This window comes from Acidovorax benzenivorans (assembly GCF_028680575.1).
Taxonomy (GTDB): domain Bacteria; phylum Pseudomonadota; class Gammaproteobacteria; order Burkholderiales; family Burkholderiaceae_C; genus Acidovorax; species Acidovorax benzenivorans.
Genome location: NZ_JAPCKI010000006.1, coordinates 181,339 through 207,708, shown reverse-complemented (window position 1 = coordinate 207,708; position 26,370 = coordinate 181,339). Strand labels below are relative to the sequence as shown.

The following is a 26,370-nucleotide window of genomic DNA, read 5'->3' as shown; positions in this document are numbered from 1 at the left end:
AGTGGCCGGAACAACTCTCCTGGCGTTGTTGCTGTGTCTTGCCGTGCTACTCGCACTGTCTGCGACACAGCGCCTAGCCAGGACCGCTTCGCTGAGTTTTCCAGCCACTCTTTGCGTGCATTTGTTTTTCGAGGTGTTCCCCAGCCGGCCAGCTTCCATGGCCATATTCCAAAGCAACAGGAGACAACGCATGAACAGCCAACTTTCTTCTTTCACCCGCCGCCTGGCCCTCTCGGCCGTGGGCGCCGCCGCCTTCGCATTGGCCGCCCCTGCCATGGCGCAGGCCAACAAGACGGTGGTGGGCGTGGCCATTCCGTCGGCCACGCACGGCTTCACCGGCGGCATCGTGTACTGGGCCAACCAGGCCAAGAAGGACCTGGAAAAGGCCCACCCGGGCCTGCAGGTCATCGTCAAGACGGCAGGCGGCGCGCCTGAGCAGGCCAATCAGCTGCAGGACCTGGTCACGGTGAACAAGATCAACGCGCTCGTCATCTTCCCGTTCGAATCCGCCGCGCTGACCAAGCCCGTGGCCCAGGTCAAGGCCAAGGGCGTGTACGTGACGGTGGTGGACCGGGGTCTGACCGACACCAGCGCGCAGGACGCGTATGTGGCGGGTGACAACACGGCCTTCGGCAAGATTCCGGCCGAGTACATCGCCAAGGCGCTGGGCGGCAAGGGCAACGTGGTGGCCATGCGCGGCATTGCCACCACGCTGGACAACGAGCGCATGGACGCGTTCAACAGCGTGCTGAAGAACCACCCCGGCATCAAGCTGCTGGACGCCAAGTACGCCAACTGGAACCGTGACGATGCCTTCAAGGTGATGCAGGACTACCTGACGCGCTTTCCGCAGATCGACGCGGTGTGGGCGGCCGACGACGACATGGCCGTGGGCGTGCTCAAGGCCATCGAGCAGGCCAAGCGCAAGGACATCAAGCTGGTGTTCGGCGGCGCGGGGGCCAAGGGCATGATCAAGACGCTGATGGACGGCAGCAACCCGCTCATCCAGGCCAACGTGTCGTACAGCCCCAAGTTCATCTACGACTCGATCAAGCTCACGGCTGAGGCGCGCATCAAGGGCGAGAAGCTGCCCGCCAACACCATCATTCCGTCGGTGCTGATCACCAAGGAAACGGCGAAGGATTTCTACTTCCCCGACTCGCCGTTTTGATTCGGACAACCCCCTGAGCCGCTTCGCGCCTGCCCCCTTCCCGAACTACTGCGTAGTTCGGGAAGGGGGACACCGCCAGCGCACGCAAGTGGAGCGCCGCATTGCAGCTTGGCGGCCCTTGCGCGGCGGTCCTGGCCTAGGCCACATGAGAACGATCACCTTAGCCCTAACTGCCAATCGCCCTGGAGTCCCCATGCCAAGACCCGTCACCCTCTTCACCGGCCAGTGGGCCGACCTGCCTTTGGCGCAACTCGCGCCGCTGGCCAAAAGCATGGGCTACGACGGCCTGGAGCTGGCCTGCTGGGGCGACCATTTCAACGTGCAGGAGGCGCTGTCGTCGCCCCAGTACGTCAAAAACAAACATGCGCTGCTGGCCCAGCACGGCCTGCAGTGTTTTGCCATCGGCAACCACCTGGTGGGCCAGGCTGTGTGCGACCTGATCGATGAGCGCCACCAGTCCATCCTGCCGCCCCATGTGTGGGGTGATGGCGAGCCCGAAGGCGTGCGCCAGCGTGCGGCGGCCGAGCTGGCGGACACAGCGCGCGCTGCGGCGAAGTTTGGCGTGAAGACGGTGACGGGCTTCACCGGCTCGTCGGTGTGGCATTCGATCTATGCCTTTCCGCCCACCACGCAGGCGTACTGGGACAAAGGCTTTGCCGATTTTGCGAAGCGCTTCGGCCCTATCCTGGATGTGTTCGAACAGCACGACATCAACTTTGCGCTCGAAGTGCACCCCACCGAGATCGCGTTCGACATCGCCTCGGCCGAGCGCGCAATTGCTGCGGTGGGCGGCAACAAGCGCTTCGGCTTCAACTACGACCCCAGCCACCTGGCTTACCAAGGCGTGGACTACATCAAGTTCATCCGCCAGTTTGCCGACCGCATCTACAACGCCCACATGAAGGACGTGTGGTGGGGCAAGGGCGACGGCACGGTGGGCGTGTTTGGCGGGCACACCAGCTTTGGCGATGCGCGGCGTAACTGGGACTTTCGCAGCGTGGGGCGCGGGATGATCGATTTCGAATCCATCATCGTCGCGCTCAACGACATCGGCTACCAGGGCCCGCTCTCGGTGGAGTGGGAAGACAGCCGCATGGACCGCGTGCACGGCGCCACCGAGAGCGCGGCGTTCTGCAAGCGGCTCGACTTCAAGCCCGCCGCTGGCGCATTTGACGCCGTGTTTGCGCGCGACAAGCAGGCCTAGCTGCACTCCGCCCATCAAAACCGATAACAACAACACACAGCGAGCAAAGGCGTTTCGTATGTCCAGTCCCCAAAAGCTCCGCTACGCCATGGTGGGCGGCGGCCATGGCGCCTTTATCGGCGCGGTGCACCGCAAGGCCATGGCGCTCGACGGCCAGTTCGAGCTGGTGGCCGGTGCGCTGTCATCCTCGCCCGAGCGGGCGCGCGCATCCGGCGCCGAACTGGGCCTGGCGGACGACCGCAACCACGGCAGCTGGCAGGACCTGCTGGCCGACGAACTGCGCCGCCCGGCGCATGAGCGCATCGACCTGGTGAGCATCGTCACGCCCAACCACATGCACCACCCGGTGGCGTTGGCGTTTGTGCAGGCGGGCTTCCATGTGGTGTGCGACAAGCCGCTGGTGCACACCAGTGCGCAGGCCGACGAACTGGTGGCGGCCGTGAAAAAGGCAGGCACCGTGTTCGGCGTGACCTACAACTACACCGGCTACCCCATGGTGCGCGAGGCGCGCCACCTGGCGCAAAGCGGTGCGCTGGGCCTGCTCCGCAAGATCACTGTCGAATACAACCAGGGCTGGCTGGCCACTGCAGTGGAAGAGGGCGGCGTCAACAAGCAGGCCGACTGGCGCCTCGACCCTGCGCGCAGCGGCAGCGCAGGCACGCTGGGCGACATCGGATCACACGCCGAAAACCTGGCCGCCACCGTCACAGGCCAGCACCCTGCCTGGGTGTGTGCCGACCTCACCGCCTTCGGCGCCGGGCGCAGGCTGGACGATGACGCCCAGCTGCTGCTGCGCTACGAAAGCGGTGCACGCGGCTTCATCGTGGCATCGCAAGTGGCGGCAGGGCTGGAGAACGACCTGCGCCTGCAGGTGTCCGGCACGCTGGGCACCATCACCTGGCGGCAGGAAGAACCCAATCAGCTCATTCACTCCCCCGTGGACGGCCCGCGCTGCATCCTTACGCGCGGCTCACCCTGGCTCAGCCCGGCGGCGCTGCACGCCGGGCGCATCCCTGCGGGCCACCCCGAGGCCTTCATCGAAGCCTTCGCCAACGTCTACCTGGGCGTAGCCGCCGATATCCGCGCGCGGCTGGCAGGCACGGTGGCTGACCCGCTGCACGCCGACTACCCGCACGTGGAAGACGGCGCGCGCGGCGTGCGTTTTATCGAGCGGGTGGTGGCGTCTGCAGCCAGTGAGCAGAAGTGGACGGCGGTGGGGTGACCCGAGAAGGTGTGAACGAACCCACCGCGTCCGCTCATTCCACCAAAACACACCCGCTCGTCGTTGCAAATGCTCGCCATAGCCCGCGCTATGGCTGTGCTTTGTGCCTAGACCAGCCGCGTTTTGGCGGCCTGCTCGGGCACGCCGGATTCATTCACACCTTCTGACTCCAGGTCGGCTGAGAACCTGAACAGGTTCTGAAATCAGGGGTAGCCGTCCGCCAGCTGAAACCGCTGGTCAAAGTTCATCTTGCCCAGCACGCGCAGTGCCGCGTTGCAGGTGGCGTTGTCTACCTTGCTGATGTCCAGGCTGTAGCGTTTGGCGGTGGACACCACATCCACGCATTTGTGGCCCCACTGCACTGCCACGAGCAGAGCGGGGCGCTGGCCTGCCTCGGCGCCTACCGAGACGCCGCGCTGTTCGGGGCGCAGCATGAATTCGAGGTGGGGGGTGCGCACCAGCGTCAGGCGGTCGGCCCCTCGGGGGCCCAGCGCGAACGAGACGACCCAGTCGTCTTCGTCTTCCACCGTCACAAACGGAACATGCTGGGGTGCGGCCATGGTGCTGGGCGTTGGGGTTGGAGGGCGGGGCGGGTGGGCCGCCGTGGTGCACTGCCCGGGGTGCGGGCGGGCGCCAGTATGCCGCTGCAAGCGCTGTGCCTGCTGCGGGAGAACCCGAGGTTGGGCCTTTCCAACGCAGGGCTCGAGGTGTCAGTTTGGTGCAAGGCTGGCGCGGTGGACGGCCGGTTGTGTGGTTGGGTTAGAGGCCAGGGACTGCGCGCCGGGTTGTGGTGCCAATGTATGGATAAAAGCGGCCTATGCGCCTGACTAGCATGCCTCTTTTGCTATCATTTTGATGGTTATTTGGCTGCGCCGGGCGTCATGCCACGGCCGTCGCCAGGCCCGCGGCCAGTTGGCCCACGGTGGCCAGTGCTGCCTGCAGCCGGTGGTGGGCCGGGTGGCCGTAGTTGATGCGCACGCAGTGGGCAAACCGCTGGTCGGCAGAGAAGATCTGCCCGGGTGCCAGGCTGATGCCCTGTTGCAGCGCAAGCCGGTGCAGCTCCAGCGCGTTGACTCCAGGCGGTAGTTCCACCCACAAAAAGTACCCACCCTCGGGCCGCGACACGCGCGTGCCGGGTGGGAAGTGCTGGGCCACGGCTTCCAGGGCGATGGCCTGTTGCTCGGCCAGGCTGCGGCGCAGTTGGCGCAGGTGCCGGTCGTAGCCGCCCTGGGCCAGGTATTCGGACAGTGCCTGCTGCGACGGCGTGGCGGCCGATAGTGTGGTCATGAGCTTGAGCCGCTGCACCGCCGTGGCAAAGCGGCCCGCAGCCACCCAGCCCACGCGGTAGCCGGGCGCCAGGCTTTTGCTGAACGAGCTGCAGTGCATCACCAGCCCCTCAGTATCAAACGCCTTGGCTGGCGGCGGGCGCTGGGGGCCAAAGTGCAGCTCGCCATACACGTCGTCTTCGATCAGCGGCACGCCGTGGCGCGCCAGCAGCGCGACCAGCTCGCGCTTTTTGCCCTCGGGCATCAGGCTGCCCAGCGGGTTCTGAAAACTGGGCATGAGCCAGCAGGCCTTGATGGGCTGGTGGGGTGGTTGCCGCTCTAGCGCTTGCGCCAACGCCGCCAGGTCGATGCCATCGCGCGGGTGGGTGGCGATTTCCAGCGCTTGCAGGTTCAGCCGCTCCAGGGCCTGCAGCGCGGCGTAGAAGGTGGGGGACTCGACCACCACCACGTCGCCGGGTTGGGTGACGGCCTCCAGGCAGAGGTTAAGCGCCTCCATGGCGCCGTTGGTGATGATGATTTCTTCCACATCCACCGCCATGCCGTGCACGCCGTAGCGCAGGGCAATCTGCTGGCGCAGGCGTTCGTCGCCGGGCGGCAGGCTTTGCACGATGTTCCACGGGTCGAGCTTGCGCATGCCGCTGCCCAGGCAGCGCGCCAGGCGCTCCAGCGGAAACAGCTCCAGCCCCGGAAAGGCCGAGCCCAGCGGTACCAGGTCGCGGTCGCGCGCCAGGCCCAGCACTTCGAACACCAGGTCGCTGATGGCCACGCCGGTGGAGGTGGCTGCGGGCTGGGAGGGTTGAGGTTCAGCTGGGCGGGCCTCGGCCGTGCCGGGCAGCCTGGCGCTGACGTAGTAGCCCGAGCGCGGGCGGGCGTGGATCAGGCCCTGGGCCTCCAGCAGGTAATACGCCTCGAACACGGTGGACGGGCTGATGCCCCGCGTGCGGCTGGCCTCGCGCACCGAGGGCACGCGGTCGCCGGGTCGCAGCGCACCGCTGTGGATGAGCTGGGCAATGGCATCGGCGTGGCGTTCATAGCGTTTCATGGGGCGGCGTGGCTTGATGCAGGGCAAACTGATCTGTATTTTTAACCGGAAACTGAATCTGTACTGTTTTTTGGGCTGCGCGTAGAGTGACGGACTGTGTTGGTGCATGCCTTGGGCAGATGGCTCTTGTGCACCCACCGGCCGTTTCCTCACAGACAAATTCCCATGATCGATTGCCTGCGCAACCTGCTGCGCCCTGTTTTCTGCCGACCTGCTGCCACAGCCCTGGTGGCGTTGGCTCTGAGTGCTGGCGCTGAGGCCCAGACGGTGCCTGCGTCGTCCATGTCTTCGCGCGTGCTGGCCTGCACCGCCTGCCACGGCAAGGAAGGCCGTGCCACGCCCGATGGCTACTTTCCGCGCATTGCGGGCAAGCCTGCGGGTTATCTGGCCAACCAACTGCTCAACTTTCGGGACGGGCGGCGCAGCTACCCACAGATGGGTTATCTCATCGAGCACCTGACGGACGATTACTTGCGCGAGATGGCCGAGCACTTTGCCGCGCAGGACATTCCTTACTCGCCCCCGCCGCCGCCCCAGGCCCCGCCCGCGCTGCTGGAGCAGGGACGCCAACTGGTGCAGCAGGGGGCCGCAGCGCGTCGTATACCGGCCTGCGTGTCGTGCCACGGCAGCGCCATGACGGGTGTGGCGCCGTCCATACCTGGCCTGCTTGGCCTGCCGCGCGACTACCTCAACAGCCAGCTGGGCGCCTGGAAGACCGGCCAGCGCCGCGCGCATGTGCCCGACTGCATGGCCGATATCGCCCGCCAGCTCACGCCCGAAGACGTGAGCGCCGTTTCGGCCTGGCTGGCCGCCCAGCCGGTGGCTGCGGGTGGCAAACCTGCCCGCACACTGCCCGCCGCCATGCCTGCGCGCTGCGGCGGTGTGGCCGAGGTGCCTGTGGCCGCAGCGGCTGCACGCTGAGAAGGGATGCACCGATGAAACGCATCCTCTGGACCCTCTCTTCCGTGCTGGCAGCACTCGGCATTGCCGCTGCCGTGCTGATCACCCTGAACCTGCGCGGCGAAGAGCCGTTGCCCGCCACCGACATGCTGCAGAGCACGCCCGCGCTGGTGCAGCGCGGCGAGTATCTGTCCCGCATCGGCAACTGCATGGCCTGCCACACCAACCAAGGCGGCGCACCGTTTGCGGGCGGGCGCGGCATCGAGACGCCGTTTGGCGTGGTGCACAGCTCCAACCTCACGCCCGACAGGGCGTATGGCATTGGCAGCTGGACCTCGGCCGAGTTCTGGCGCGCCATGCACCATGGCCGCAGCAAGGATGGGCGGCTGCTGGTCCCGGCCTTTCCGTACCCCAACTACACGCAGGTGACGCGGGAGGACTCGGACGCGATCTTTGCCTATCTGCAAAGCCTGCCTGCCGTCGCAGAGGCCAACCGCGAGCATGCGCTGCGTTTTCCGTACAACACGCAGGCGGCGTTGGCCGTGTGGCGTGCGCTGTTCTTCGCACCGGGCGCGCCCCCCACCGAACCCACGCAAACGGCCGAATACAACCGAGGTGCCTATTTGGTCAGCGGCCTGGGCCACTGCACCGCCTGCCACACGCCCCGCAATGCGCTGGGCGCCACGTCGGACACCAAAGCCTTCACCGGTGGCCTGATCCCGGTGCAGAACTGGTATGCCCCCGCACTCAACGCTGCGCACGAGGCCGGCGTGAAGGAGTGGCGCACCGATGATGTGGTGGCACTGCTCAAGACCGGTGTGGCCCCGCAGGGCTCGGTGCTGGGCCCCATGGCCGAGGTGGTGTTCCGCAGCACGCAGTACCTGACCGACGCTGATGCGCGCGCCATGGCCGCGTACCTGCAGGGCCTGCCGCAGCAAGACCGCAAGGTGCCTGCCACCGTGGCCGCCCCCCCGGCCAGCGCGATGGCGCGGGGCGGCAAGGTGTACGAGCAGCAGTGCGCGCAGTGCCACGGTGATCAGGGGCAGGGCGAGTCGGGCGCCTTCCCTGCGCTGGCGGGCAACCGCGCCATCACGCTGGCCGATCCGACCAACCTGGTGCGCGTGGTGCTGCAGGGGGGCTACCTGCCTGCGACGGCAGGCAACCCGCGTCCGCACGGCATGCCGCCGTTTCAGCAGACCCTGTCGGACGAAGAGGTGGCGGCCGTTGCCACCTTTGTGCGCAATAGCTGGGGCAACCAGGCGCCGGGTGTGGGTACCATCGAGGTTTATCGCGCCCGCGAACGGCGCGGCATGTAGCGGGTGACGGGGGCGGTGGCGGTGTTCGCCCGCCCGTAGCATCTGCCGCGTGCTGACTGACCCCCAGGAGCCCCGTAGATGCAAAGCCCCGCCGCGTTGCCAGAATCCACACCGTCGTCAAGCCCTGCTGTCCCCGCGCCCAGCGGCTGGTGGGCCGTGTGCCTGTGTGCTGCCTGGTGCGGCACTTGCGGCGTGTATCGCCCCCTGTTTGACGCGCTGGCCCGCGAGCACCCGAACGTGCATTTTGAATGGGTGGACATTGAGGACGATTCCGATCTGGCGGGCGACCTGGACGTGGAAACCTTCCCAACTCTGCTCATCGCCGATGGCGAGCGCGCGCTGTTTTTGGGCCCTTTGCTGCCCCAGGCGCCCGTGCTGGCGCGGTTGTTGACCAGCTTGCAGGCCGCAGCACCGGGCGGTGCGGGTGCTGGAGGCGAGGCACAGGAAGTGTTTGAGCGTGTGCGTGCCGCGCGCGGCGCATAGCGCAGCCAACTGGTGGCCAGTGCGCAGAGTCCCCATCGTTTGGGGAACTCCTGTTTTTATAGCTACTAGCGCTTGATGGTAAGCGCTAGAGGCACTTTTTGCTTGATTTTGTGGCTACACCCCGTTCTCCCTGGTTTCAGACCAATTCGCTGGAGGCCCAGTGCGAAAAAGGCGCCTGGTCGCGGGGCATGGACCTGTACCGCCGCGCAGGCGTGGTCCGCATCGAGATCACCCCTGAAGTCGAGGGCCGCTGGGCGATAGAGGGCCAGGTGCAGGGCAGCCTGCCCGAGCCGTACGAGGTGTCGGTGGCGCTTGTTCTTGCACCCAACGGACAGGTCAAGCACTGGTCCGGTGATTGCACTTGCCCCGTGGGTGGGGACTGCAAACACGCGGTGGCCTTGACTCTGGAGGCCGCGCACCAGAACGCGGCGCACGGTCCGTCGTCCGCGCGGGCTGCAGAGGCACTCAAGACCCTGCACGAGCGCAAGGAAGCCCTGGCGCGCGCCGAGGCCGAAGCGCGGCTGATGCATTGGCTGCAGGACTGGGACCGCGCTCTCGGCAGTGATGCCGTGGCACCCCAGGCGCCGGGTGCGCGGGCCGCGAGGCCTGAGTGTTACCTCTATCTGGTGTCTGCCGTGGGGCGGTCGCGCACCACCGTGCCGCAGTTGCAGCTGGAGGCCGTGGTGTCTTACCCCAAGGTCACGGGCGGCTGGGCCAAGCCGCAGCAGATCCGCACACAGCCCGCACCGGGCCAGGCGGTGTACGACCGTGCCAGCGATGCCGACCGTCAAGTGCTGCAGCTGCTGCGCGCCATGCCACGCAGCGTGGGGTACTACTCGGCCTACAGCGTGGCGCCCATCGGGGTGCTGGAAGGCGCGGTGGGCTTGTTGGCGCTGGAGCAGGCGGCCGCCACGGGCCGCCTGTTTGTGGATGCAGGCGGAGCCACGGTGGGTGCCTCCTTGCGCTGGGGCGATTCGCAGCCCATTGCGTGGGGTTGGAAGGCGTCCGTGCCTGCTCAGGGCGGCGAGGGCGTTTGGGGGCTGCAGGCCACGCTGCCCAGTGACACCGCCACCCTGTGCGACAACCACCCGCCGCTCTACCTGGACGCAACCCAAGGTGTCTGCGGCCCGGTGCACGCCGAGGGCTTGAGCCCCGCGCAGGTGGCCATGTTGCTCAAGGCGCCCGCCCTCAGCGCCACGGCCCTGCAAAAACACCATGCCGAGGTGGCCCGCCGCATCGGTGGGGTGCTGCCGCTGCCGCCGGTGCTCGGGCCGCTCACACGGGTGCAGGGCGTGAAACCTGTAGCCCGCCTGCATCTTGCGCCGTCGCCCCCGAACGAAGTGGCTGACCTGGGCCTCATCACGGCGCAATTGCGTTTTGACTACCAGGGCCATGTGGGCTGGTGGGGAGGGCAGGACCTGGCCGTACTGGTGCCTGGCATCGACGGTGACCAAGTGCTTCTGCAGCGCGATGCATTGGCCGAACTCAACGCCATCGAGCGCCTGATGGATCTGGGCCTGCTGGGCACCGACGACGGCTTGTTCGGTATCCCCGGCGAGCAATCGCAGGAAGACTGGATGCACTGGTTCGACAACGGCTTTGCGGTGCTGCGCGATGCGGGCTTTGTACTGACACTGGACGCGGCGCTGGACGGCTGGATCACCCATGCCGACACCCTGGACGTGGCACTGCTGCCCATTGGTGAAGACGAGGCCACATCGCCCTGGTTTGCGCTGTCGCTGGGCATGGAAATCAACGGCGTGCGCCACAACATCCTGCCGCTGTTGCCCATGCTGATCGCAGCCGCCGCCCAGCAGCCGCCCGACCCTGCCACGGGCCAGCCGCAGCTGCCACCGTTTGCCTATCTGCGTGGCGTGGGCACATCGGGTTTTGTGCGGGTGCCCACTGACGTTCTGCGCCCCTGGATGGCGGCCCTGCTGGACCTGGTGGGCGACCGTGCGCACGACTTCGCGGGCGACAGCCTCAAGCTCTCGCGCATGGACGCGTTGCGCACCAGCGCCGCGCTCGGCGAGGGCGTGGTGTGGGAGGGCGCCGATGCGCTGCACGCCCTGGTGGCGCAGCTGCGGGGCGCCAGTGCGCTGCCCACGGTGCCTGTGCCTGCAGGCGTGAAGGCCACCTTGCGCCCGTACCAGCAGCAGGGGCTGAACTGGCTGCAGTTCTTGCGCACCCATGGCCTGGCCGGGGTGCTGGCCGACGACATGGGTCTGGGCAAGACGCTGCAGACCCTGGCCCATATCCAGGTCGAAAAAGATGCCGGGCGGCTGACCCACCCCGCACTGGTCATTGCGCCGGTGAGCTTGATGGGCAACTGGCAGCGCGAGGCGGCGCGCTTTTGCCCCAGCCTGCGCTGCCTGGTGCTGCACGGCTCGGGTCGCCATGCCGTGGCCGATGCGGTGGCCGAGCACGACATCGTCGTCGCACCCTATTCGCTGCTGCAGCGCGACCGAGAGCGCTGGCTGTCGCAGCCCTGGCACCTGGTGGTGCTGGACGAAGCCCAGAACATCAAGAACGCCAGCAGCCAGGCCGCACAGGTGGTGGGCGAGCTGCAGGCGCGCCACCGGCTGTGCCTGTCGGGCACGCCGATGGAAAACCACCTGGGCGAGGTCTGGAGCCTGTTCCATTTCTTGATGCCGGGCTTTCTGGGCAGCCGGCAGCGTTTCAAGGAGGTGTTTCGCACGCCCATCGAAAAGCAAGGCGACGGCGCGCGCATGGCGCAGTTGCGTGCGCGCATCACGCCCTTCATGCTGCGGCGGACCAAGGCCCTGGTGGCGGGTGAGCTGCCGCCCAAGGTCGAGTCGGTCATGCCCGTGGAGCTGACAGGCGCACAGGCCGACCTGTACGAAACCATCCGACTGGGGATGGAAAAAACCGTGCGCGAGGCACTGCAGACCAAGGGCCTGGCTCAGTCGCAGATCACCATCCTGGATGCACTGCTCAAGCTGCGTCAGGTGTGTTGCCACCCGGCGTTGGTGCCGCTGGATGCCGCCAAGCAAGTCACCACCTCGGCCAAGCTGGAGCAGCTCATGGCGCTGCTGCCCGAAATGCTGGCCGAAGGGCGGCGCATTTTGCTGTTCTCGCAGTTCACCAGCATGCTCCGGCTGATCGAGGCCGAATTGAAAAAGCGAAACCTGCCGTGGGTCAAGCTCACGGGGCAGAGCCAGAAGCGCGACGCGATCATCGAGCAGTTCACGAGTGGGCAGGTGCCGTTGTTTCTCATCAGCCTCAAGGCGGGTGGCGTGGGGCTGAACCTGCCGCAGGCCGACACCGTGATCCATTTCGACCCCTGGTGGAACCCGGCGGTGGAGAATCAGGCCACCGACCGCGCTCACCGCATCGGCCAGACCCAAAGCGTGTGGGTGATCAAACTGGTGGCGCAGGGCACGATTGAAGAGAGGATTCTGGCGCTGCAGGAGCGCAAGGCCCAGCTCGCAGGCAGCCTCTACAGCGGTGCGGCCGCCCGCAAGGAGCCTCTCTTCACCGAGGGCGATTTGCAAGAGCTGTTGCAACCGCTATCACTGTCATAGCTACTGCTGCCCGTTGGATAAGCCCAGCGTGCCTTTTTGATGCTGTTCCGCCCGGCAGGCCGCATGAACACTGGCCTGGGCGCGTTGACAACAGTTTTCCCGGTCCGTGCCTTTGCAAATCAACACTTTGCACGCTACAATACGGCTCTCACGACCAAACGGGCGGGTACCAACCGCCCGTTTTTTTTGGTCGAACGCTTTTGGAGCTCGAAGCTGTCGGGGATGGGTCTCCGGGGGTTATCGGGTTTTTTGTTTTGGATTTGCGCAAACGAAGGGGCACGAACAGTGTTCCGAATGAGCGGGCTGCTGGCCTGGTTTTGGTTTGCGCAGGTCGTGTGGTTTATCCGGGATTGAACTGAACACGTGGCATTGCAGCAAGTCGTTGAACAAATTGTGACGGGCCTGGGGTATGACCTGGTGGAGATCGAGCGCTCTGCCGGAGGCCTGTTGCGCGTCACCATCGACTTGCCCTGGGTGCAGCCCGCCGCTGATGCGCCCCAGCCCGTGATCGAGCAGTTTGTGACGGTCGAGGATTGCGAGAAGGTCACCCGCCAGCTGCAGTTTGCGCTGGAAGTTGATGGTGTCGAGTACAAGCGCCTCGAAGTGTCGTCCCCCGGCATCGATCGGCCCCTGCGTCACGAGCAAGACTTTGTGCGCTTTGAAGGCTCGGTCATCGACATCACCCTGAGGGCGCCCATTGGCGCCGCAGCAGCGGGAGGCCAGGTCAGCGCCACCCGCAAGAAATTTCGCGGCACGCTGGAGCGGGCCGAGGCTGGAGGTTGGCAGATCGTCTGGAGTGACGAGCCGCCGGTCAAGCCAGGTCAAAGAGTCAGCAAGAAACGCGTGCCTGCCCCCTTGCAGGCGATGGGCTTTACCTTGGATGAGTGCCGGGATGTGCGCCTTGCGCCCATCGTGGATTTCAAGGGGCGCGCAGGCAAGGCCGGGGCTGCACCTGCCTGATTGGCTGCTGAAAAATGTGGGGTGGGTGGCCGCAGCGCGCAGCCCCCGCCCTCGGGTGATTGAAACAGGAGAGTCGTCGCATGAATCGCGAATTGTTGATGTTGGTTGAGGCCATTTCGCGCGAAAAGAACGTGGAGCGTGATGTGGTCTTGGGCGCCGTGGAGTCGGCCTTGGCCCAGGCTACCAAGAAGCTGTACCAAGGCGAGGTGGACATTCGCGTGTCCGTGGATCGCGACAGCGGCAACTACGAGACTTTCCGTCGCTGGCTGGTGGTGCCCGACGAGGCTGGCTTGCAGAACCCCGAAGCCGAAGAGCTGTTGATGGATGCGAAGGACCGCATTCCGGATATCGAAGTGGGCGAGTACATCGAAGAAGGCGTCGAGTCCGTGCCGATCGGCCGTATCGGCGCCATGGCCGCCAAGCAGGTCATCCTGCAGAAGATCCGCGACGCTGAACGCGAGATGCTGCTCAACGACTTCATGTCGCGTGGCGAAAAGATCTTCACCGGTACCGTCAAGCGCATGGACAAGGGCGACATCATTGTCGAGTCCGGCCGTGTCGAAGGCCGCCTGCGCCGCGGCGAGATGATCCCCAAGGAAAACCTGCGCAGTGGTGACCGCGTGCGGGCCATGATCATGGAGGTGGACCTGACGCTGCGCGGCGCTCCCATCATCCTGTCGCGTTCGGCCCCCGAGTTCATGATCGAACTCTTCCGCAACGAAGTCCCCGAGATCGAGCAAGGCCTGCTGGAGATCAAGTCCTGTGCCCGTGACCCCGGCTCGCGCGCCAAGATCGCCGTGCTGTCGCACGACAAGCGTGTGGACCCTATCGGCACTTGCGTCGGCGTGCGCGGCACCCGCGTGAATGCGGTGACCAACGAACTCGCTGGCGAGCGCGTGGACATCGTGCTGTGGTCTGAAGACCCCGCACAGTTCGTGATTGGTGCACTGGCCCCGGCCAACGTGTCCTCTATCGTGGTGGATGAAGAAAAGCACGCCATGGACGTGGTGGTGGACGAGGAAAATCTCGCCATCGCCATCGGTCGTGGTGGTCAGAACGTGCGCTTGGCTTCCGACTTGACCGGCTGGAAGATCAACATCATGGACGCCGCCGAAAGCGCACAAAAGCAGGCCAACGAGACCGACACTGCCCGCAAGCTGTTCATGGAAAAACTGGATGTGGACGAGGAAATCGCCGACATCCTGATCTCCGAAGGCTTCAACAGCCTGGAAGAAGTGGCCTATGTGCCGCTGCAGGAAATGCTGGAGATCGAAAGTTTCGACGAAGACACTGTGAACGAGTTGCGTGCCCGAGCCAAGGACGCGCTGCTCACCATGGAAATCGCCCGTGAGGAAAGCGTGGAAGAGGTCTCCCAGGACCTGCGCGACCTCGAAGGCCTCTCCCCTGAGCTGATTGCCAAATTGGCCGAAGGCGGTGTGCACACGCGTGACGACCTGGCCGATCTGGCCATTGATGAACTGACCGACCTGACCGGACAGTCTGAAGAAGAAGCCAAAGCCTTGATCATGAAGGCGCGCGAACATTGGTTCGCGGGGCAAGAGTAAAGGTCAGGGAGGCACGAACCACATATGTCCAGTAATACTGTCGCCGAGTTCGCCACCGAACTCAAAAAATCGCCTGAAACCCTGCTCGACCAGCTCAAGGCTGCGGGCGTGGGCAAGGTTGCCCCCTCTGACGCGTTGACCGAGTCGGACAAGCAAAAGCTGCTGGTGTACCTGCAGGCCAGCCACGGTACGGCCTCGGTCGACCGCAAGAAGATCACGCTGGTCAAGAAGTCCACCAGCGAAATCAAGCAGGCGGACGCTACAGGCAAGGCCCGTACCATCCAGGTGGAAGTGCGCAAGAAGCGCACCTTCATCCAGCGCGATGAAGGTGCTGAGGCTGCCGCCGAGTCCCAAATGCCTGCTGCGGTGGAAGAAGAACCCACTGCGTCGAGTGAGGATCTCGAACTGTCCCGCCGCGAGGAAGAAGCCCGCCGCCAAGCCGAGCTGATCCGCCGCCAGGAGACGGAGTTGGCCGAAAAGCGTGCAGAGCGCGAAGCCCGCGAAAAGCGCGAGCGCGAAGCCGAAGAGCGCGCTGCCGCCTACGCCGCCCAGGAAGCCGAGAAGAAGGCCCAGGCCTCTGCTGTCAAGCAGGAAGCCACCCGCGAGCAGGCTGCGGAAGCCGCTGCACGCACGGCTGCGCAGAACGAAGCCCGCGAAAAGGCTGCGGCCGAATCCAAGGCGCGCTCTGACGAAGAAGCAGCCCGTGCTGCGGACCTGGATGCTCGCCGCCGCAAGGCCGAGGCCGAAGCTGCTGCCATCCGCTCCATGATGGCTACGCCCAAGAAGGCGGTCATGGTCGCGAAGAAGCCCGAGGAACCCAAGCCAGTGGCCAAGCCTGCTGCGGTGGGCGACGCCAAGAAGGGCACTTTGCACAAGCCGGCTGTTGGCACTGGTGTGGCGCGCGCAGGTGCTCCCGCTGCTGCCGGAGCAGGCGCAGGTGCGCCAGGCGCTGGCAAGGAAGTGAAGTCGGCCAAGCTGTCCTCCAGCTGGGCCAACGACACGGCCAAGAAGAAAGAAATCAAGACCCGTGGTGACAGCAGCGGCGGTGTCGGTCGCAACAATTGGCGTGGTGGCCCGCGTGGCCGCCGTGGCGACAACCGCGACCACCGTGATGATCACCAGCAGGCCGTATCGGTCGAAGCACGCATCATTGAAGTGCATGTGCCCGAGACCATCACCGTGGCCGAGCTGGCGCACAAGATGTCCATCAAGGCATCCGAGGTCATCAAGGCGCTGATGAAGATGGGCCAGATGGTCACCATCAATCAGCCGCTGGACCAGGACACCGCCATGATCGTGGTGGAGGAAATGGGCCACAAGGCTGTGGTGGCGGCGCTGGACGATCCAGAGGCGTTCACCGATGAAGATTCGGGCCAGAAGGATGCCGAGCTGCTGCCACGCGCTCCCGTGGTTACCGTCATGGGCCACGTGGACCACGGCAAGACCTCGCTGCTGGATTACATCCGCCGCGCCAAGGTGGCGGCAGGCGAAGCTGGCGGCATTACGCAGCACATTGGTGCCTACCACGTGGAAACGCCACGCGGCATGGTGTCCTTCCTCGACACCCCCGGCCACGAGGCCTTTACGGCCATGCGTGCTCGTGGTGCCCAGGCCACGGACATTGTGATTCTTGTGGTGGCGGCAGATGACGGTGTCATGCCCCAGACCAAGGAAGCCATCAAACACGCCAAGGCTGCCAAGGTGCCGATCGTGGTAGCCATTACTAAGGCCGACAAGCCCGATGCCAACCCAGATCGCGTCAAGCAAGAGCTGGTGGTGGAAGAGGTGGTGCCTGAAGAATACGGCGGCGACTCGCCTTTTGTGGCCGTGTCGTCCAAGACCGGCATGGGCATCGACGCGCTGCTGGAGCAGGTGCTGCTGCAAGCCGAAGTGCTGGAACTCAAGGCACCTGTCGAATCGCTGGCCAAGGGCCTCGTGATCGAAGCCCAGTTGGACAAGGGCCGCGGCCCTGTGGCCACGGTGCTGGTTCAGTCCGGCACGCTCAAGGTGGGCGATGTGGTGCTGGCAGGCCAGACCTCTGGCCGCGTGCGCGCCATGCTGGACGAAAACGGCAAGCCGACCAAGACAGCTGGTCCGTCGATCCCGGTGGAAATCCAGGGTCTGTCCGATGTGCCACAGGCTGGTGACGAGTTCATGGTGCTGTCCGACGAGCGCCGTGCGCGCGAAATCGCGACCTACCGTGCTGGCAAGTTCCGCAACACCAAGCTGGCCAAGCAACAGGCTGCCAAGCTGGAGAACGTGTTCTCCGAGATGACCGCAGGCGAGGTGCAGACCCTGCCCATCATCATCAAGGCGGACGTGCAGGGCTCTCAGGAAGCGCTGGCAGCCTCGCTGCTCAAGCTCTCCACCGAGGAAATCCGCGTGCAGCTGGTGTATGCCGGCGTGGGTGGCATCAGCGAGTCCGACGTCAACCTGGCGATTGCCTCCAAGGCCGTCGTGATTGGCTTTAACGTGCGTGCCGATGCTGGTGCGCGCAAGTTGGCCGAGTCGAGCGATGTGGACCTGCATTACTACAACATCATTTACGACGCTGTGGATGAGTTGAAGGCGGCGATGTCCGGCATGCTGGCGCCCGAGCAGCGTGAAGAAGCCATCGGTACGGCCGAGATTCGCACCGTGTTCGTCGCGTCCAAGATCGGTACGGTGGCAGGTTCGTACGTCACCTCTGGCCAAGTTACGCGCAACTGCAAGTTCCGCCTGCTGCGCGAAAACGTGGTCATTTACACCGGCGAAGTCGAGTCCGTGCGCCGCCTCAAGGACGATGTCAAGGAAGTCAAGGAAGGCTTCGAGTGCGGTATCAAGCTGCGCAACTACAACGACATCAAGGAAGGCGATCAGCTGGAGTTCTTCGAGATCAAGGAAATCGCACGGACGCTGTAAGGCGAACGAGGTACAAGCGACAACATGGCTGCGAAGAAATCATCCACTCCCAACCGCGCCTTCAAGGTGGCCGACCAGATCCAGCGCGATCTGACGGAGCTGATCGCGCGCGAGTTGAAAGACCCGCGCGTGGGCATGGTGACGCTGCAGGGCGTGGAGGTGACTCCCGACTACGCCCACGCCAAGGTGTTCTTCAGCCTGTTGACGGGCGACCCTGTGGAAACGCAGGCGGCGCTCAATCAGGCGGCAGGATTCCTGCGCAACGGCTTGTTCAAGCGCCTGCACATCCACACCGTGCCTACGCTGCACTTCGTGTTCGATCGCACGTCCGAGCGTGCTGCCGACATGAACGCCTTGATCGCCAAGGCAGTGTCTTCGCGCGCTAAAGAGGAGTAGTCCATGCACGCGCCACGCACCAGGGTGCAGCGGCGCCCTGTGCATGGGGTGTTGCTGCTCGACAAACCGCTCGGCCTTTCGAGCAATGACGCCTTGCAAAAGGCGAAATGGCTCCTGCGCGCCGAGAAGGCGGGCCATACCGGCACACTCGATCCGCTCGCCACGGGCGTGTTGCCCCTGTGTTTTGGTGCCGCCACCAAGTTCAGCCAGCTGCAGCTGGATGCTGCCAAGACCTACGAGGCGATTGCGCTGCTTGGAGCCACCACCACCACCGGCGATGCCGAGGGGGATGTGGTGCAGCGCTGCGACGTAGACCCCGCCCAAATCACGCCAGAGCGTCTGGGGGCTGTGCAGCAGCAGTTCACTGGCCCCATTCGCCAGGTGCCTCCGATGCACAGCGCACTCAAGAAGGACGGCAAGGCGCTGTACGAATATGCACGCGCCGGGGTCACCGTGGAGCGAGAAGCGCGGGATGTGGTTATTCATGCCCTCAAGCTGACGCTAGTGCAGACAGATCAAGCACAACCAGCTATCAAAATAATAGTGACCTGCAGCAAGGGCACCTACATCCGTACGTTGGGTGAAGACATTGGTGCTGCACTGGGCTGTGGGGCGCACCTGACTTTTCTGCGCCGCATTGACACCGGCGGGCTGGGGGTGGAGCGCTGCGTCACGCTGGCGCAGCTGGAGGCCATGCCCGAAGCGGAGCGTCTGGCCAGCGTGGAGCCGCCCGAGTCACTGCTGGCACAACACATGCGTGTCACGCTGGACGGTGAGAATGCAGCCCGATTCCTGTCGGGCGTGCGTCGTCGTGGCAACTGGCCTGACGCCAGTGCCGTGGCGGTGTTTGGCGAGAATCCCCCGGCGCTGTTGGGGGTGGGCCACATCGTGGGCGGGGAGCTGGTGCCGGACAGGCTCCTGAGTCCGCTGGAAATTCAACAAATTTTGGAAAGCTCGCCGCATTCCGCGTCCATGGCGCACAGCGGCATATTGGAAAAACTATGACTAAACAAATCCGCAATATCGCCATCATTGCCCACGTTGACCATGGCAAAACCACCATGGTTGACCAGCTGCTGCGCCAGTCCGGCACCTTCGCCGACCACGAAAAGGTCGTCGATACCGTGATGGACAACAACGCGATTGAAAAAGAGCGTGGCATCACCATCCTGGCCAAGAACTGCGCCGTGAGCTGGAAGGGTACGCACATCAACATCGTGGACACCCCTGGTCACGCGGACTTCGGCGGTGAAGTGGAACGCGCCCTGTCCATGGTGGACAGCGTGGTGCTGCTGATCGATGCGCAAGAAGGCCCCATGCCCCAGACGCGTTTCGTGACCAAGAAGGCCCTGGCCCTGGGCCTGCGCCCCATCCTGGTCGTGAACAAGGTGGACAAGCCCGGTGCCAACCCCGACAAGGTGGTGAACGCTGCGTTCGACCTGTTCGACAAGCTGGGCGCGACCGACGAGCAACTCGACTTCCCCGTGGTGTACGCCTCGGGCATCAACGGCTGGTCGTCGCTGGAAGAAGGCGCTCCGGGTGAGCAGTGGGGCCCCGACATGTCGGCCCTGTTTGACACCATCCTCAAGCACGTGCCCCCGAACACGGGTGACGCGAGCGCGCCACTGCAACTGCAGATCTCGGCGCTGGACTTCTCGACCTTCGTGGGCCGTATCGGCGTGGGCCGTATCAGCCAGGGTACCTTGAAGCCCATGATGGACGTGGTCGTCATGGAAGGCCCCGACGGCAAGGCCGTCAAGGGCCGTGTGAACCAGGTGCTGACCTTCCAGGGTCTGGACCGCATGCAGACGCCGATGGCTGGCCCTGGCGACATCGTGCTGATCAACGGTATCGAAGACATCGGTATCGGCGTGACCGTGACCGACCCGGCCAACCCTGCACCGCTGCCCATGCTGAAGGTGGACGAGCCCACGCTGACCATGAACTTCTGCGTGAACACCTCGCCCCTGGCAGGCCGCGAAGGCAAGTTCGTGACCAGCCGCCAGATCTGGGACCGCCTGCAAAAGGAACTGCAGCATAACGTGGCCCTGCGCGTGAAGGAAACCGACGAAGAAGGTATCTTTGAAGTGATGGGCCGTGGTGAATTGCACCTGACCATCCTGCTGGAAAACATGCGCCGCGAAGGCTACGAGCTGGCTGTGTCCAAGCCGCGCGTGGTGTTCAAGGAAATCAATGGCGAGAAGTGCGAGCCTATCGAGCTGGTGACTGCCGACATTGAAGAAGGCCACCAAGGCGGCGTGATGCAAGCCCTGGGCGAGCGCAAGGGCGAGCTGGTGAACATGGAGTCCGACGGCCGTGGCCGCGTGCGCCTGGAATACCGCATCCCGGCCCGTGGCCTGATCGGTTTCACCAACGAATTCCTGAACCTGACGCGCGGTTCCGGTCTGATCTCCAACATCTTCGACAGCTACGAGCCGCACAAGGGCGACATCGGTGGCCGTAAGAACGGTGTGCTGATCTCCATGGACGACGGTGAAATCTTCACCTACGCCCTGGGCAAGCTGGACGACCGTGGCCGCATGTTCGTGAAGGCGAACGACCCCGTGTACGAAGGCATGATCGTCGGCATCCACAGCCGCGACAACGACCTGATCGTGAACGCCACGCGCACCAAGCAGCTGACCAACTTCCGCGTCTCCGGCAAGGAAGACGCGATCAAGATCACGCCCCCGATTGACCTCACGCTGGAATACGGCGTGGAATTCATCGAAGACGACGAGCTGGTCGAAATCACGCCCAAGAGCGTGCGCCTGCGCAAGCGCCACTTGACCGAAAACGAGCGCAAGCGCGCTGGCCGGTCCTGATAGGCTGAGCGTTCCCGGAAGGGCCACTGCTGCGCAGTGGCCTTTTTTCCGTCTGAACCCTGCACAAACCATGTTGAAACTCACACATTCCCGCGCGGTGGTGCTGATGGTGGCAGTGACCCTCATGTGGTCCATCGCCGGCGTGGTGACGCGCCACCTGGAACATGCAGCGAGCTTTGAGGTGACTTTCTGGCGCAGCTTTTTCACCTTGCTGTCGCTGCTGGTCATCCTGCCCGCGCTGCAGGGCAGGGCGGTGTTTGCCTCCATGCGTCACAGTGGCCGTGCGTTGTGGATCTCTGGCGTGTGCTGGAGCGTGATGTTCACGGCGTTCATGGTGGCCCTGGTGCTCATGCCGGTGGCCAACGTGCTGGTTACGATGGCCGTGGGGCCGCTGCTCACTGCGCTGTTTGCAAGGGTGTTCATCGGTCACCACATCGCCCCGCGCACCTGGGCAGCGATTGCCGTGGCGGGGTTGGGCATTGCGTGGATGTATGGTTCGCAAATGGCGGGCCTGCCCCTGGCTGGTACGCTGGTGGCGCTGTGTGTGCCGGTCGCGGCCGCCATCAACTGGACGGTGGTGCAACATTCGCAGCGCCATGGTCATGCGGTGGACCTGGTGCCTGCGGTGTTGGTTGGTGCCGTGATCTCGGTGATGGCCACACTGCCACTGGCGCTGCCTTTTCAGGCGTCGGCGCATGACCTGGGCCTGCTGGCCTTGCTGGGCGTGGTGCAATTGGCCATCCCTTGTGTGTTGGCCGTGCGCTGCGGGCGTGTGCTCAAAGCGCCCGAGATGGCGCTGCTGGGTCTGCTCGAAGTGATCTTTGGCATCTTGCTGGCATGGTTGGGCGCGGGCGAAAAGCCCGGCACGGCGGTGCTGACGGGGGGCGCACTGGTGATCGGTGCGCTGGTTTTCAATGAACTGTTGGGTTGGAAGGAACAAAAATGACGGAGACGGTTGTGTCTGAAGTGTTGAGCGAAGTGCGTGGCCAGGTGGGCTTCATTACCCTGAACCGCCCGCGTGCGCTCAATGCCTTGTCGCTGGGTATGGTGCGTGACCTGATGGGCATCCTGCTGGCCTGGCAGAACGATGCGCGGGTGCTGGCCGTGGCCATCCGTGGCAGCAACAAGGAAGGCCCGTTTGGTGCTTTCTGCGCAGGTGGCGATATCCGCTTTCTGCACCAGGCGGGCAGCCAGGGCAACCCGTTGATCGAGGACTTCTTCACCGAGGAATACGCGCTCAACCACCTGATCCACAACTACGCCAAGCCCTACATCGCCTTCATGGATGGCATCGTGATGGGCGGCGGCATGGGCATCAGCCAGGGCGCGACCCTGCGTGTGGTGACCGAGCGCACCAAGATGGCCATGCCCGAGACGGCCATTGGCCTCTTCCCCGATGTGGGAGGAGGTTACTTTCTGAGCCGCTGCCCGGGTCGCGTGGGCGAATGGCTGGCGCTGACCGGCGACACCATCGGCGCGGGTGATGCCATTGCCTACCAACTGGCCGATGGCTGCCTGCCCTCGGACCAACAGGCCGCCGTGTGGGAGGTGCTGGGAGTCCAGAGCTTTGCAGATGGCAAGGCGGTGTGTGACTATGTTGCTACAAAATTTGTAGCTTCTGACGCACGTGATTCAAGCGCCAGAGCCCAAATTGACCAATATTTCTCGCTCCCCACCGTCGGGGACATCATCGCCGCCCTGGAAGCCGCTGAGGGTGACTGGGCTCGCGCCACGGCCGCTACGTTGCGCAAGCGTTCGCCGCTGATGCTGCATGTGGTGTTGGAGCAGATCCGCCGCGCCCGCACGATGGGCCTGGCCGACGACCTGCGCATGGAGCGCGACATGGTGCGCCACTGCTTCTTCTTGCGTCCAGGGCAGAGTGAAACCGTGGAGGGCATCCGTGCCCTGGCCGTGGACAAGGACCACGCGCCCCAGTGGAATCCTGGCCGTATCGAAGACGTGACGCCGGAGGTGGTGGCGCCGTTCTTCGCCAGCCCCTGGCCTGCGCACGCCCACCCGCTGGCCCATTTGTCCTGACCGGCGAAGGCCCTGGTCGGTCCGAGCCCCTGGCGGCGCGTCAGGGGCTCAACTGCTGATACACCGCGGTGGCCAGGCTCAACAACTCGGGGCGTGACAACTGCCCGCTCAGGGCGTAGCCAAAGCCCGCATCCGTCCAGTAAAAGCCCGGCACCGGGCCTTCGTGCGTGAACTGGAACGCGGTGACGGGTGCTGCCTCCGGTGCTTCCACGCGCGCTTTGGTGTCGCCCTTGCTGTCGCTGGCAGGGCGGGGCGAGGTGGGCGCCAAGGCGCCCAGGTACAGCGTGATTCGCTGGCCTGCGCTGTTCTGGTACATGAACTGTGCGCGCACGCCGGTGTCGCCGGGCAACAACCGGCCTCCCACCAGTTCATAGCCCTGCGCGCCCAGCACTGGGACCTTGAGCGGTCGGTCCAGCCGTTTGGACAGCCATTGCACCAGGTGGTCTTGCTGGGCAGCCGTGACCTCTACGGGGTGACGCACTTCGGGTTGATACACCGCGTGGGCCACCGAGGCCTGCTGTGCGAAGCGCTGTGCCGGTTCGGCCGTTACCAGCGTGGCGCCTTGGTTGGTAGCCAGTGTTTTGCCAGGCACCCCGGCGGGCCACTGGCCGCGTCCCGCCCAGCCCAGCACAAAGGCCAGCAACACCGAGGCGGCCATGCCACCCCAACGCCACCACTGCGCCTGCTGCTCCCGGCGGTCTGTGGCGCGCAACGCAGCGGCCAGCAAGGCATCGGGCACGGGAGCGTGGAGCCGGTCCTGGTGCAGGGTGTGCAAACGGTCCCGCTGTGCCTGCCAGTGGGCCAGTGTGGCCTGCGCCTCCTCGTCGTCCCGCAGTTGCTCGCGCAGTGCCTGTGCCTCGGTGGGCGGCAATTGGCCGTCCACAAGGGCATGCCAGGCGCTGCTTTCATCGGCGCGTGGTGGGGGGGCAGGGTGTGTCGGGTCCATGGTGGAGGATCGGGTCAGAGTGACTATTTGAGGCGACGCAGTGCAGGCGCTGTGCTTGCTGCTGCGACTGAGCCTGCCTGGGTGGCCGGCGCGGAGCCTTGCGTGGGTTCGCGGTCCATCAGCGCACGCAAGCGCATGCGGGCCCGCGACAGGCGCGACATCACGGTGCCCACCGGAATGCCCAGGATGCGTGCGGTGTCTTCGTAGCTCATGTCCTCCATAGCGACCAGCAGCAGCACGGCCCGCTGGTCGGCGGGTAGGCGCTGCAGGCAGCGCTCCAGGTCCAGGGCGTCGTCGGAGGGCGCGCGGGCACCCGGTAGCAGGTCTTGAACCTCGTCGATGTCCAAGGGGGCCAGTGCGGGCAGCGCGCGCCGCTGGTTCAAGTACAGGTTGTGCATCAGCGTGAACAACCACGCGCGCAGGTTGCTGCCCGTGCGCCACAGCAGCCACTTGCTGCAGGCCCGCTCCAGCGTGTCTTGCACCAGGTCATCTGCCGCCCAGGCGTCGCCTGTCAGCACCCGCGCGTAACGGCGCAGGCCGGGCAGCTGTTCGATGACCTGGGAGCGATTCATGCCGTGAGGGGCTGTGTTGCGCTGCGCGGGCTCTTACGGCCGTGCGGTGCGCCACACCTGGTTCACGCCTTCGCCTGTTTTGTCGCCGGGCTTGGTGTCCTTGATCCAGTAGTACAGCGGCTTGCCCTTGTAGGCCAGCTGGGTCTTGCCGTCGTCGCGGGTGATGACGCTGTAGTCGCTGCCGGGCGCCTTGCTGGCCATCAGCGGTGGCCAGTTGGTGGCGCAGGGGCCGTTGCACACCGACTTGCCACTGCCAGCGGCATCGCGGTCAAACGTGTAGAGCGTCATGCCGCCTGCGCCGACCAATACGCCGTCCATGGTCTTTACGGGCGAGTCGTTCATGGTGGCGCAGCCAGCCAGTGCAGCGGCTGCGACGAATGCGGCCATCGAGATCAGTTTCTTCATGGGTTTCTCCAGAGGGTGGTGCAGGCGGAGGCGAATGCTGCCTTGCACCGGGACAAACACATGGGCCTAGCGATTTATTCCACGGCGTCGCAAAAAAATTCTCAAGCGCCGGGCTGGGTACACACAGACTGCACTGCACGCCGGAATCAGCGGCTGCGACTTTTCATGGCGCGCTCCACTTCGCGCTTGCCTTCGCGGTCCTTGATGGTGTCGCGCTTGTCATGCTCGGCCTTGCCTTTGGCCAGGGCGATCTCGCACTTCACGAAGCCGTTCTTCCAGTGCAGGTTGATGGGTACCAGCGTGTAGCCCTTTTGCTCGACCTTGCCAATCAGGCGCTTGATGTCGTCCTTCTTGAGCAGCAATTTTTTGGTACGCGCTGATTCAGGGTTGACATGGGTGGACGCTGTCTTCAGCGGCATGATCAGGCAGCCGAGCAGATACAGCTCGCCATCACGGATCAGCACGTAGCCATCGGTCAGCTGCACCTTGCCCTCGCGCAGCGCCTTGACCTCCCAGCCGTGCAGCACCATGCCCGCCTCGTGGCGCTCCTCGAAGAAGTAGTTGTAGGCCGCTTTCTTGTTGTCGGCAATGCGGGAGGTGGGATCGGGTTTTTTGGCCATGTAGTTCAGATGCGGCGCCCTGCGGGAGATAAAAGATCTCCCTACATACAATTGTGGCCGTTCAGAGACCCGTGATTCTAGTTTCCCCGGCCCGCCTTTCCCCTTCGAAAGCCCCGCGCCAGTTGCCTGCATGAAAACCGTCCACAAGTCCGTCCTCATTTGGTACAGCCCCGAAGAGATGTTTGCCCTGGTCACCGGGGTGGAACAGTACCCCCAGTTCCTGCCCTGGTGCGACCGCGCCGCTGTGCTGGAGCAGACCGGTGAAGGTATGACCGCCGAGGTGGGCATTGCCTTCAGCGGCATTCGCCAGACCTTTGTGACGTGCAACACCCATGAGGCGGGCAAGCGCGTGCAGATGCATCTGGTGAAAGGGCCGTTTTCGCGGCTGGATGGAGATTGGCACTTTCACCCCGTGGGGGACGGCACGCAGCGTGCATGCAAGGTGGAACTGATGCTGAACTATGGGTTTGACAGTGCCGCATTGGCCACGCTCGTGGGGCCGGTGTTCGACCGCATTGCGGGCAGCATGGTCGATGCTTTCGTCAAGCGGGCGGAACAGGTCTATGGGTGAAGCCATGGACGGCGCTTCGAAGACCATCTCCATCACGGTCGTGGCCTGCCTGGGCTCGCGCGAGACGCGCGAATGGGTCCTGGATGTGCCGGTGGGTAGCACGGTGGCAGATGCTCTGCGCGCCAGCTGTGGTATCTCAAGCCTGAGCATGCCGGTGGCGGGTGATTCGCCGCAAGTGGGCATCTGGGGCCGTGCTGCCAACCTGGATGTGGTGTTGCAGCCGATGGACCGCGTAGAAATCTACCGGCCGTTGAAGGTGGACCCCAAGGTGGCGCGCCGGGAGCGCTTTGCCCGCCAAGGGGCACGCACTACAGGACTCTTTGCGCGTCGCCGACCTGGGGGCAAGTCGGGCTACTGATGAAAAAGTGGAGCTGTTTCGCCTTGTAGCGGAGCAGCCCGTAAC

24 protein-coding genes are annotated in these 26,370 nt (G+C 64.7%); 18 read left to right on the top strand and 6 right to left on the bottom strand.

Annotated features, from left to right (window positions below; translation table 11 throughout):
- The first annotated feature begins 190 nt into the window (after positions 1 to 190).
- The 3 genes from OIN59_RS12985 to OIN59_RS12975 all read left to right on the top strand — a co-directional run bounded on the left by OIN59_RS12985 (position 191) and on the right by OIN59_RS12975 (position 3,597).
- Positions 191 to 1,171: a substrate-binding domain-containing protein gene (locus OIN59_RS12985; protein ID WP_121419798.1), complete on the top strand. Its 981-nt coding sequence runs from the start codon at positions 191 to 193 to the stop codon at positions 1,169 to 1,171.
- A gap of 193 nt (positions 1,172 to 1,364) precedes the next feature.
- Positions 1,365 to 2,375, top strand: a complete 1,011-nt coding sequence (locus OIN59_RS12980; RefSeq protein WP_274110894.1) for a sugar phosphate isomerase/epimerase family protein — start codon at positions 1,365 to 1,367, stop codon at positions 2,373 to 2,375.
- Positions 2,376 to 2,433: 58 nt separating this feature from the next.
- Positions 2,434 to 3,597 carry a Gfo/Idh/MocA family protein gene (locus OIN59_RS12975; protein ID WP_274110892.1) on the top strand — a complete coding sequence of 388 codons (1,164 nt, stop codon included), beginning with the start codon at positions 2,434 to 2,436 and terminating at the stop codon, positions 3,595 to 3,597.
- Between the two features lie 203 nt (positions 3,598 to 3,800).
- On the opposite strand, the gene OIN59_RS12970 is transcribed toward OIN59_RS12975, so the two are convergent.
- Positions 3,801 to 4,157 carry a hypothetical protein gene (locus OIN59_RS12970; protein WP_274110890.1) on the bottom strand — a complete coding sequence of 119 codons (357 nt, stop codon included), beginning with the start codon at positions 4,155 to 4,157 and terminating at the stop codon, positions 3,801 to 3,803.
- Positions 4,158 to 4,476: 319 nt separating this feature from the next.
- Complete coding sequence (locus OIN59_RS12965; RefSeq protein ID WP_274110888.1) at positions 4,477 to 5,925, bottom strand: aminotransferase-like domain-containing protein; 1,449 nt, start codon at positions 5,923 to 5,925, stop codon at positions 4,477 to 4,479.
- Between the two features lie 165 nt (positions 5,926 to 6,090).
- Between OIN59_RS12965 and OIN59_RS12960 the strand changes: the two genes are divergently transcribed.
- The 13 genes from OIN59_RS12960 to OIN59_RS12900 all read left to right on the top strand — a co-directional run bounded on the left by OIN59_RS12960 (position 6,091) and on the right by OIN59_RS12900 (position 22,853).
- Complete coding sequence (locus tag OIN59_RS12960; protein WP_274110886.1) at positions 6,091 to 6,846, top strand: c-type cytochrome; 756 nt, start codon at positions 6,091 to 6,093, stop codon at positions 6,844 to 6,846.
- Between the two features lie 14 nt (positions 6,847 to 6,860).
- The gene (locus OIN59_RS12955; protein ID WP_274110884.1) at positions 6,861 to 8,141 is read left to right on the top strand and encodes a c-type cytochrome; all 1,281 of its coding nucleotides are present in this window, start codon (positions 6,861 to 6,863) and stop codon (positions 8,139 to 8,141) included.
- Positions 8,142 to 8,219: 78 nt separating this feature from the next.
- A complete protein-coding gene (locus OIN59_RS12950; protein ID WP_274110882.1) occupies positions 8,220 to 8,624 on the top strand; it encodes a thioredoxin family protein in 405 nt (134 codons plus the stop codon).
- Between the two features lie 188 nt (positions 8,625 to 8,812).
- Positions 8,813 to 12,169, top strand: coding sequence for a DEAD/DEAH box helicase (locus tag OIN59_RS12945; RefSeq protein ID WP_274111180.1), 3,357 nt, complete (start codon positions 8,813 to 8,815; stop codon positions 12,167 to 12,169).
- Between the two features lie 63 nt (positions 12,170 to 12,232).
- On the top strand, positions 12,233 to 12,523 hold the full coding sequence (locus tag OIN59_RS12940) for a hypothetical protein (protein WP_274110880.1): 291 nt from the start codon (positions 12,233 to 12,235) through the stop codon (positions 12,521 to 12,523).
- A gap of 9 nt (positions 12,524 to 12,532) precedes the next feature.
- Positions 12,533 to 13,129 (top strand): ribosome maturation factor RimP, encoded by a 597-nt coding sequence (gene rimP, locus OIN59_RS12935; RefSeq protein WP_274110878.1) that lies wholly within the window; start codon positions 12,533 to 12,535, stop codon positions 13,127 to 13,129.
- A gap of 80 nt (positions 13,130 to 13,209) precedes the next feature.
- Entirely contained in the window at positions 13,210 to 14,694 is a 1,485-nt protein-coding gene (gene nusA, locus OIN59_RS12930; protein WP_274110876.1) for a transcription termination factor NusA, read from the top strand.
- A gap of 24 nt (positions 14,695 to 14,718) precedes the next feature.
- Positions 14,719 to 17,595: a translation initiation factor IF-2 gene (gene infB, locus OIN59_RS12925; RefSeq protein ID WP_274110874.1), complete on the top strand. Its 2,877-nt coding sequence runs from the start codon at positions 14,719 to 14,721 to the stop codon at positions 17,593 to 17,595.
- Between the two features lie 24 nt (positions 17,596 to 17,619).
- On the top strand, positions 17,620 to 17,991 hold the full coding sequence (gene rbfA, locus OIN59_RS12920; RefSeq protein WP_010458038.1) for a 30S ribosome-binding factor RbfA: 372 nt from the start codon (positions 17,620 to 17,622) through the stop codon (positions 17,989 to 17,991).
- Between the two features lie 3 nt (positions 17,992 to 17,994).
- Complete coding sequence (gene truB, locus OIN59_RS12915; protein ID WP_274110865.1) at positions 17,995 to 18,996, top strand: tRNA pseudouridine(55) synthase TruB; 1,002 nt, start codon at positions 17,995 to 17,997, stop codon at positions 18,994 to 18,996.
- Positions 18,993 to 20,816 carry a translational GTPase TypA gene (gene typA / locus OIN59_RS12910; RefSeq protein WP_099656007.1) on the top strand — a complete coding sequence of 608 codons (1,824 nt, stop codon included), beginning with the start codon at positions 18,993 to 18,995 and terminating at the stop codon, positions 20,814 to 20,816. The genes truB and typA overlap by 4 nt, the downstream gene beginning before the upstream one ends.
- A gap of 70 nt (positions 20,817 to 20,886) precedes the next feature.
- Positions 20,887 to 21,762 (top strand): DMT family transporter, encoded by an 876-nt coding sequence (locus tag OIN59_RS12905; RefSeq protein WP_274110863.1) that lies wholly within the window; start codon positions 20,887 to 20,889, stop codon positions 21,760 to 21,762.
- Positions 21,759 to 22,853, top strand: a complete 1,095-nt coding sequence (locus tag OIN59_RS12900; protein WP_274110861.1) for an enoyl-CoA hydratase/isomerase family protein — start codon at positions 21,759 to 21,761, stop codon at positions 22,851 to 22,853. The genes OIN59_RS12905 and OIN59_RS12900 overlap by 4 nt, the downstream gene beginning before the upstream one ends.
- A gap of 40 nt (positions 22,854 to 22,893) precedes the next feature.
- Here OIN59_RS12900 and OIN59_RS12895 read toward each other — a convergent pair whose 3' ends face one another.
- The 4 genes from OIN59_RS12895 to smpB all read right to left on the bottom strand — a co-directional run bounded on the left by OIN59_RS12895 (position 22,894) and on the right by smpB (position 25,396).
- Positions 22,894 to 23,799 carry an anti-sigma factor family protein gene (locus OIN59_RS12895; RefSeq protein ID WP_274110859.1) on the bottom strand — a complete coding sequence of 302 codons (906 nt, stop codon included), beginning with the start codon at positions 23,797 to 23,799 and terminating at the stop codon, positions 22,894 to 22,896.
- Positions 23,800 to 23,822: 23 nt separating this feature from the next.
- Complete coding sequence (locus tag OIN59_RS12890; RefSeq protein WP_274110857.1) at positions 23,823 to 24,371, bottom strand: RNA polymerase sigma factor; 549 nt, start codon at positions 24,369 to 24,371, stop codon at positions 23,823 to 23,825.
- A gap of 33 nt (positions 24,372 to 24,404) precedes the next feature.
- Positions 24,405 to 24,776: a COG4315 family predicted lipoprotein gene (locus OIN59_RS12885; RefSeq protein WP_274110855.1), complete on the bottom strand. Its 372-nt coding sequence runs from the start codon at positions 24,774 to 24,776 to the stop codon at positions 24,405 to 24,407.
- A 146-nt stretch (positions 24,777 to 24,922) separates the two neighbouring features.
- Positions 24,923 to 25,396 (bottom strand): SsrA-binding protein SmpB, encoded by a 474-nt coding sequence (gene smpB / locus OIN59_RS12880; RefSeq protein WP_056063871.1) that lies wholly within the window; start codon positions 25,394 to 25,396, stop codon positions 24,923 to 24,925.
- 130 nt (positions 25,397 to 25,526) lie between these two features.
- Here smpB and OIN59_RS12875 point away from each other — a divergent pair, with 130 nt between their 5' ends.
- The gene (locus OIN59_RS12875) at positions 25,527 to 25,967 is read left to right on the top strand and encodes a type II toxin-antitoxin system RatA family toxin (protein ID WP_274110853.1); all 441 of its coding nucleotides are present in this window, start codon (positions 25,527 to 25,529) and stop codon (positions 25,965 to 25,967) included.
- A complete protein-coding gene (locus OIN59_RS12870; RefSeq protein WP_274110852.1) occupies positions 25,960 to 26,325 on the top strand; it encodes an RnfH family protein in 366 nt (121 codons plus the stop codon). Before OIN59_RS12875 ends, OIN59_RS12870 begins: the two co-directional genes overlap by 8 nt.
- Positions 26,326 to 26,370 lie beyond the last annotated feature (45 nt).

What these genes read in the sequence shown, in the direction of transcription:
- OIN59_RS12985 (WP_121419798.1), top strand. Translation starts at nt 191, where the DNA reads ATGAACAGCCAACTTTCTTCTTTCACCCGCCGCCTGGCCCTCTCGGCC.
- OIN59_RS12980 (WP_274110894.1), top strand. Translation starts at nt 1,365, where the DNA reads ATGCCAAGACCCGTCACCCTCTTCACCGGCCAGTGGGCCGACCTGCCT.
- OIN59_RS12975 (WP_274110892.1), top strand. Translation starts at nt 2,434, where the DNA reads ATGTCCAGTCCCCAAAAGCTCCGCTACGCCATGGTGGGCGGCGGCCAT.
- OIN59_RS12970 (WP_274110890.1), bottom strand. Translation starts at nt 4,157, where the DNA reads ATGGCCGCACCCCAGCATGTTCCGTTTGTGACGGTGGAAGACGAAGAC.
- OIN59_RS12965 (WP_274110888.1), bottom strand. Translation starts at nt 5,925, where the DNA reads ATGAAACGCTATGAACGCCACGCCGATGCCATTGCCCAGCTCATCCAC.
- OIN59_RS12960 (WP_274110886.1), top strand. Translation starts at nt 6,091, where the DNA reads ATGATCGATTGCCTGCGCAACCTGCTGCGCCCTGTTTTCTGCCGACCT.
- OIN59_RS12955 (WP_274110884.1), top strand. Translation starts at nt 6,861, where the DNA reads ATGAAACGCATCCTCTGGACCCTCTCTTCCGTGCTGGCAGCACTCGGC.
- OIN59_RS12950 (WP_274110882.1), top strand. Translation starts at nt 8,220, where the DNA reads ATGCAAAGCCCCGCCGCGTTGCCAGAATCCACACCGTCGTCAAGCCCT.
- OIN59_RS12945 (WP_274111180.1), top strand. Translation starts at nt 8,813, where the DNA reads ATGGACCTGTACCGCCGCGCAGGCGTGGTCCGCATCGAGATCACCCCT.
- OIN59_RS12940 (WP_274110880.1), top strand. Translation starts at nt 12,233, where the DNA reads ATGAACACTGGCCTGGGCGCGTTGACAACAGTTTTCCCGGTCCGTGCC.
- nusA (WP_274110876.1), top strand. Translation starts at nt 13,210, where the DNA reads ATGAATCGCGAATTGTTGATGTTGGTTGAGGCCATTTCGCGCGAAAAG.
- infB (WP_274110874.1), top strand. Translation starts at nt 14,719, where the DNA reads ATGTCCAGTAATACTGTCGCCGAGTTCGCCACCGAACTCAAAAAATCG.
- rbfA (WP_010458038.1), top strand. Translation starts at nt 17,620, where the DNA reads ATGGCTGCGAAGAAATCATCCACTCCCAACCGCGCCTTCAAGGTGGCC.
- truB (WP_274110865.1), top strand. Translation starts at nt 17,995, where the DNA reads ATGCACGCGCCACGCACCAGGGTGCAGCGGCGCCCTGTGCATGGGGTG.
- typA (WP_099656007.1), top strand. Translation starts at nt 18,993, where the DNA reads ATGACTAAACAAATCCGCAATATCGCCATCATTGCCCACGTTGACCAT.
- OIN59_RS12905 (WP_274110863.1), top strand. Translation starts at nt 20,887, where the DNA reads ATGTTGAAACTCACACATTCCCGCGCGGTGGTGCTGATGGTGGCAGTG.
- OIN59_RS12900 (WP_274110861.1), top strand. Translation starts at nt 21,759, where the DNA reads ATGACGGAGACGGTTGTGTCTGAAGTGTTGAGCGAAGTGCGTGGCCAG.
- OIN59_RS12895 (WP_274110859.1), bottom strand. Translation starts at nt 23,799, where the DNA reads ATGGACCCGACACACCCTGCCCCCCCACCACGCGCCGATGAAAGCAGC.
- OIN59_RS12890 (WP_274110857.1), bottom strand. Translation starts at nt 24,371, where the DNA reads ATGAATCGCTCCCAGGTCATCGAACAGCTGCCCGGCCTGCGCCGTTAC.
- OIN59_RS12885 (WP_274110855.1), bottom strand. Translation starts at nt 24,776, where the DNA reads ATGAAGAAACTGATCTCGATGGCCGCATTCGTCGCAGCCGCTGCACTG.
- smpB (WP_056063871.1), bottom strand. Translation starts at nt 25,396, where the DNA reads ATGGCCAAAAAACCCGATCCCACCTCCCGCATTGCCGACAACAAGAAA.
- OIN59_RS12875 (WP_274110853.1), top strand. Translation starts at nt 25,527, where the DNA reads ATGAAAACCGTCCACAAGTCCGTCCTCATTTGGTACAGCCCCGAAGAG.
- OIN59_RS12870 (WP_274110852.1), top strand. Translation starts at nt 25,960, where the DNA reads ATGGGTGAAGCCATGGACGGCGCTTCGAAGACCATCTCCATCACGGTC.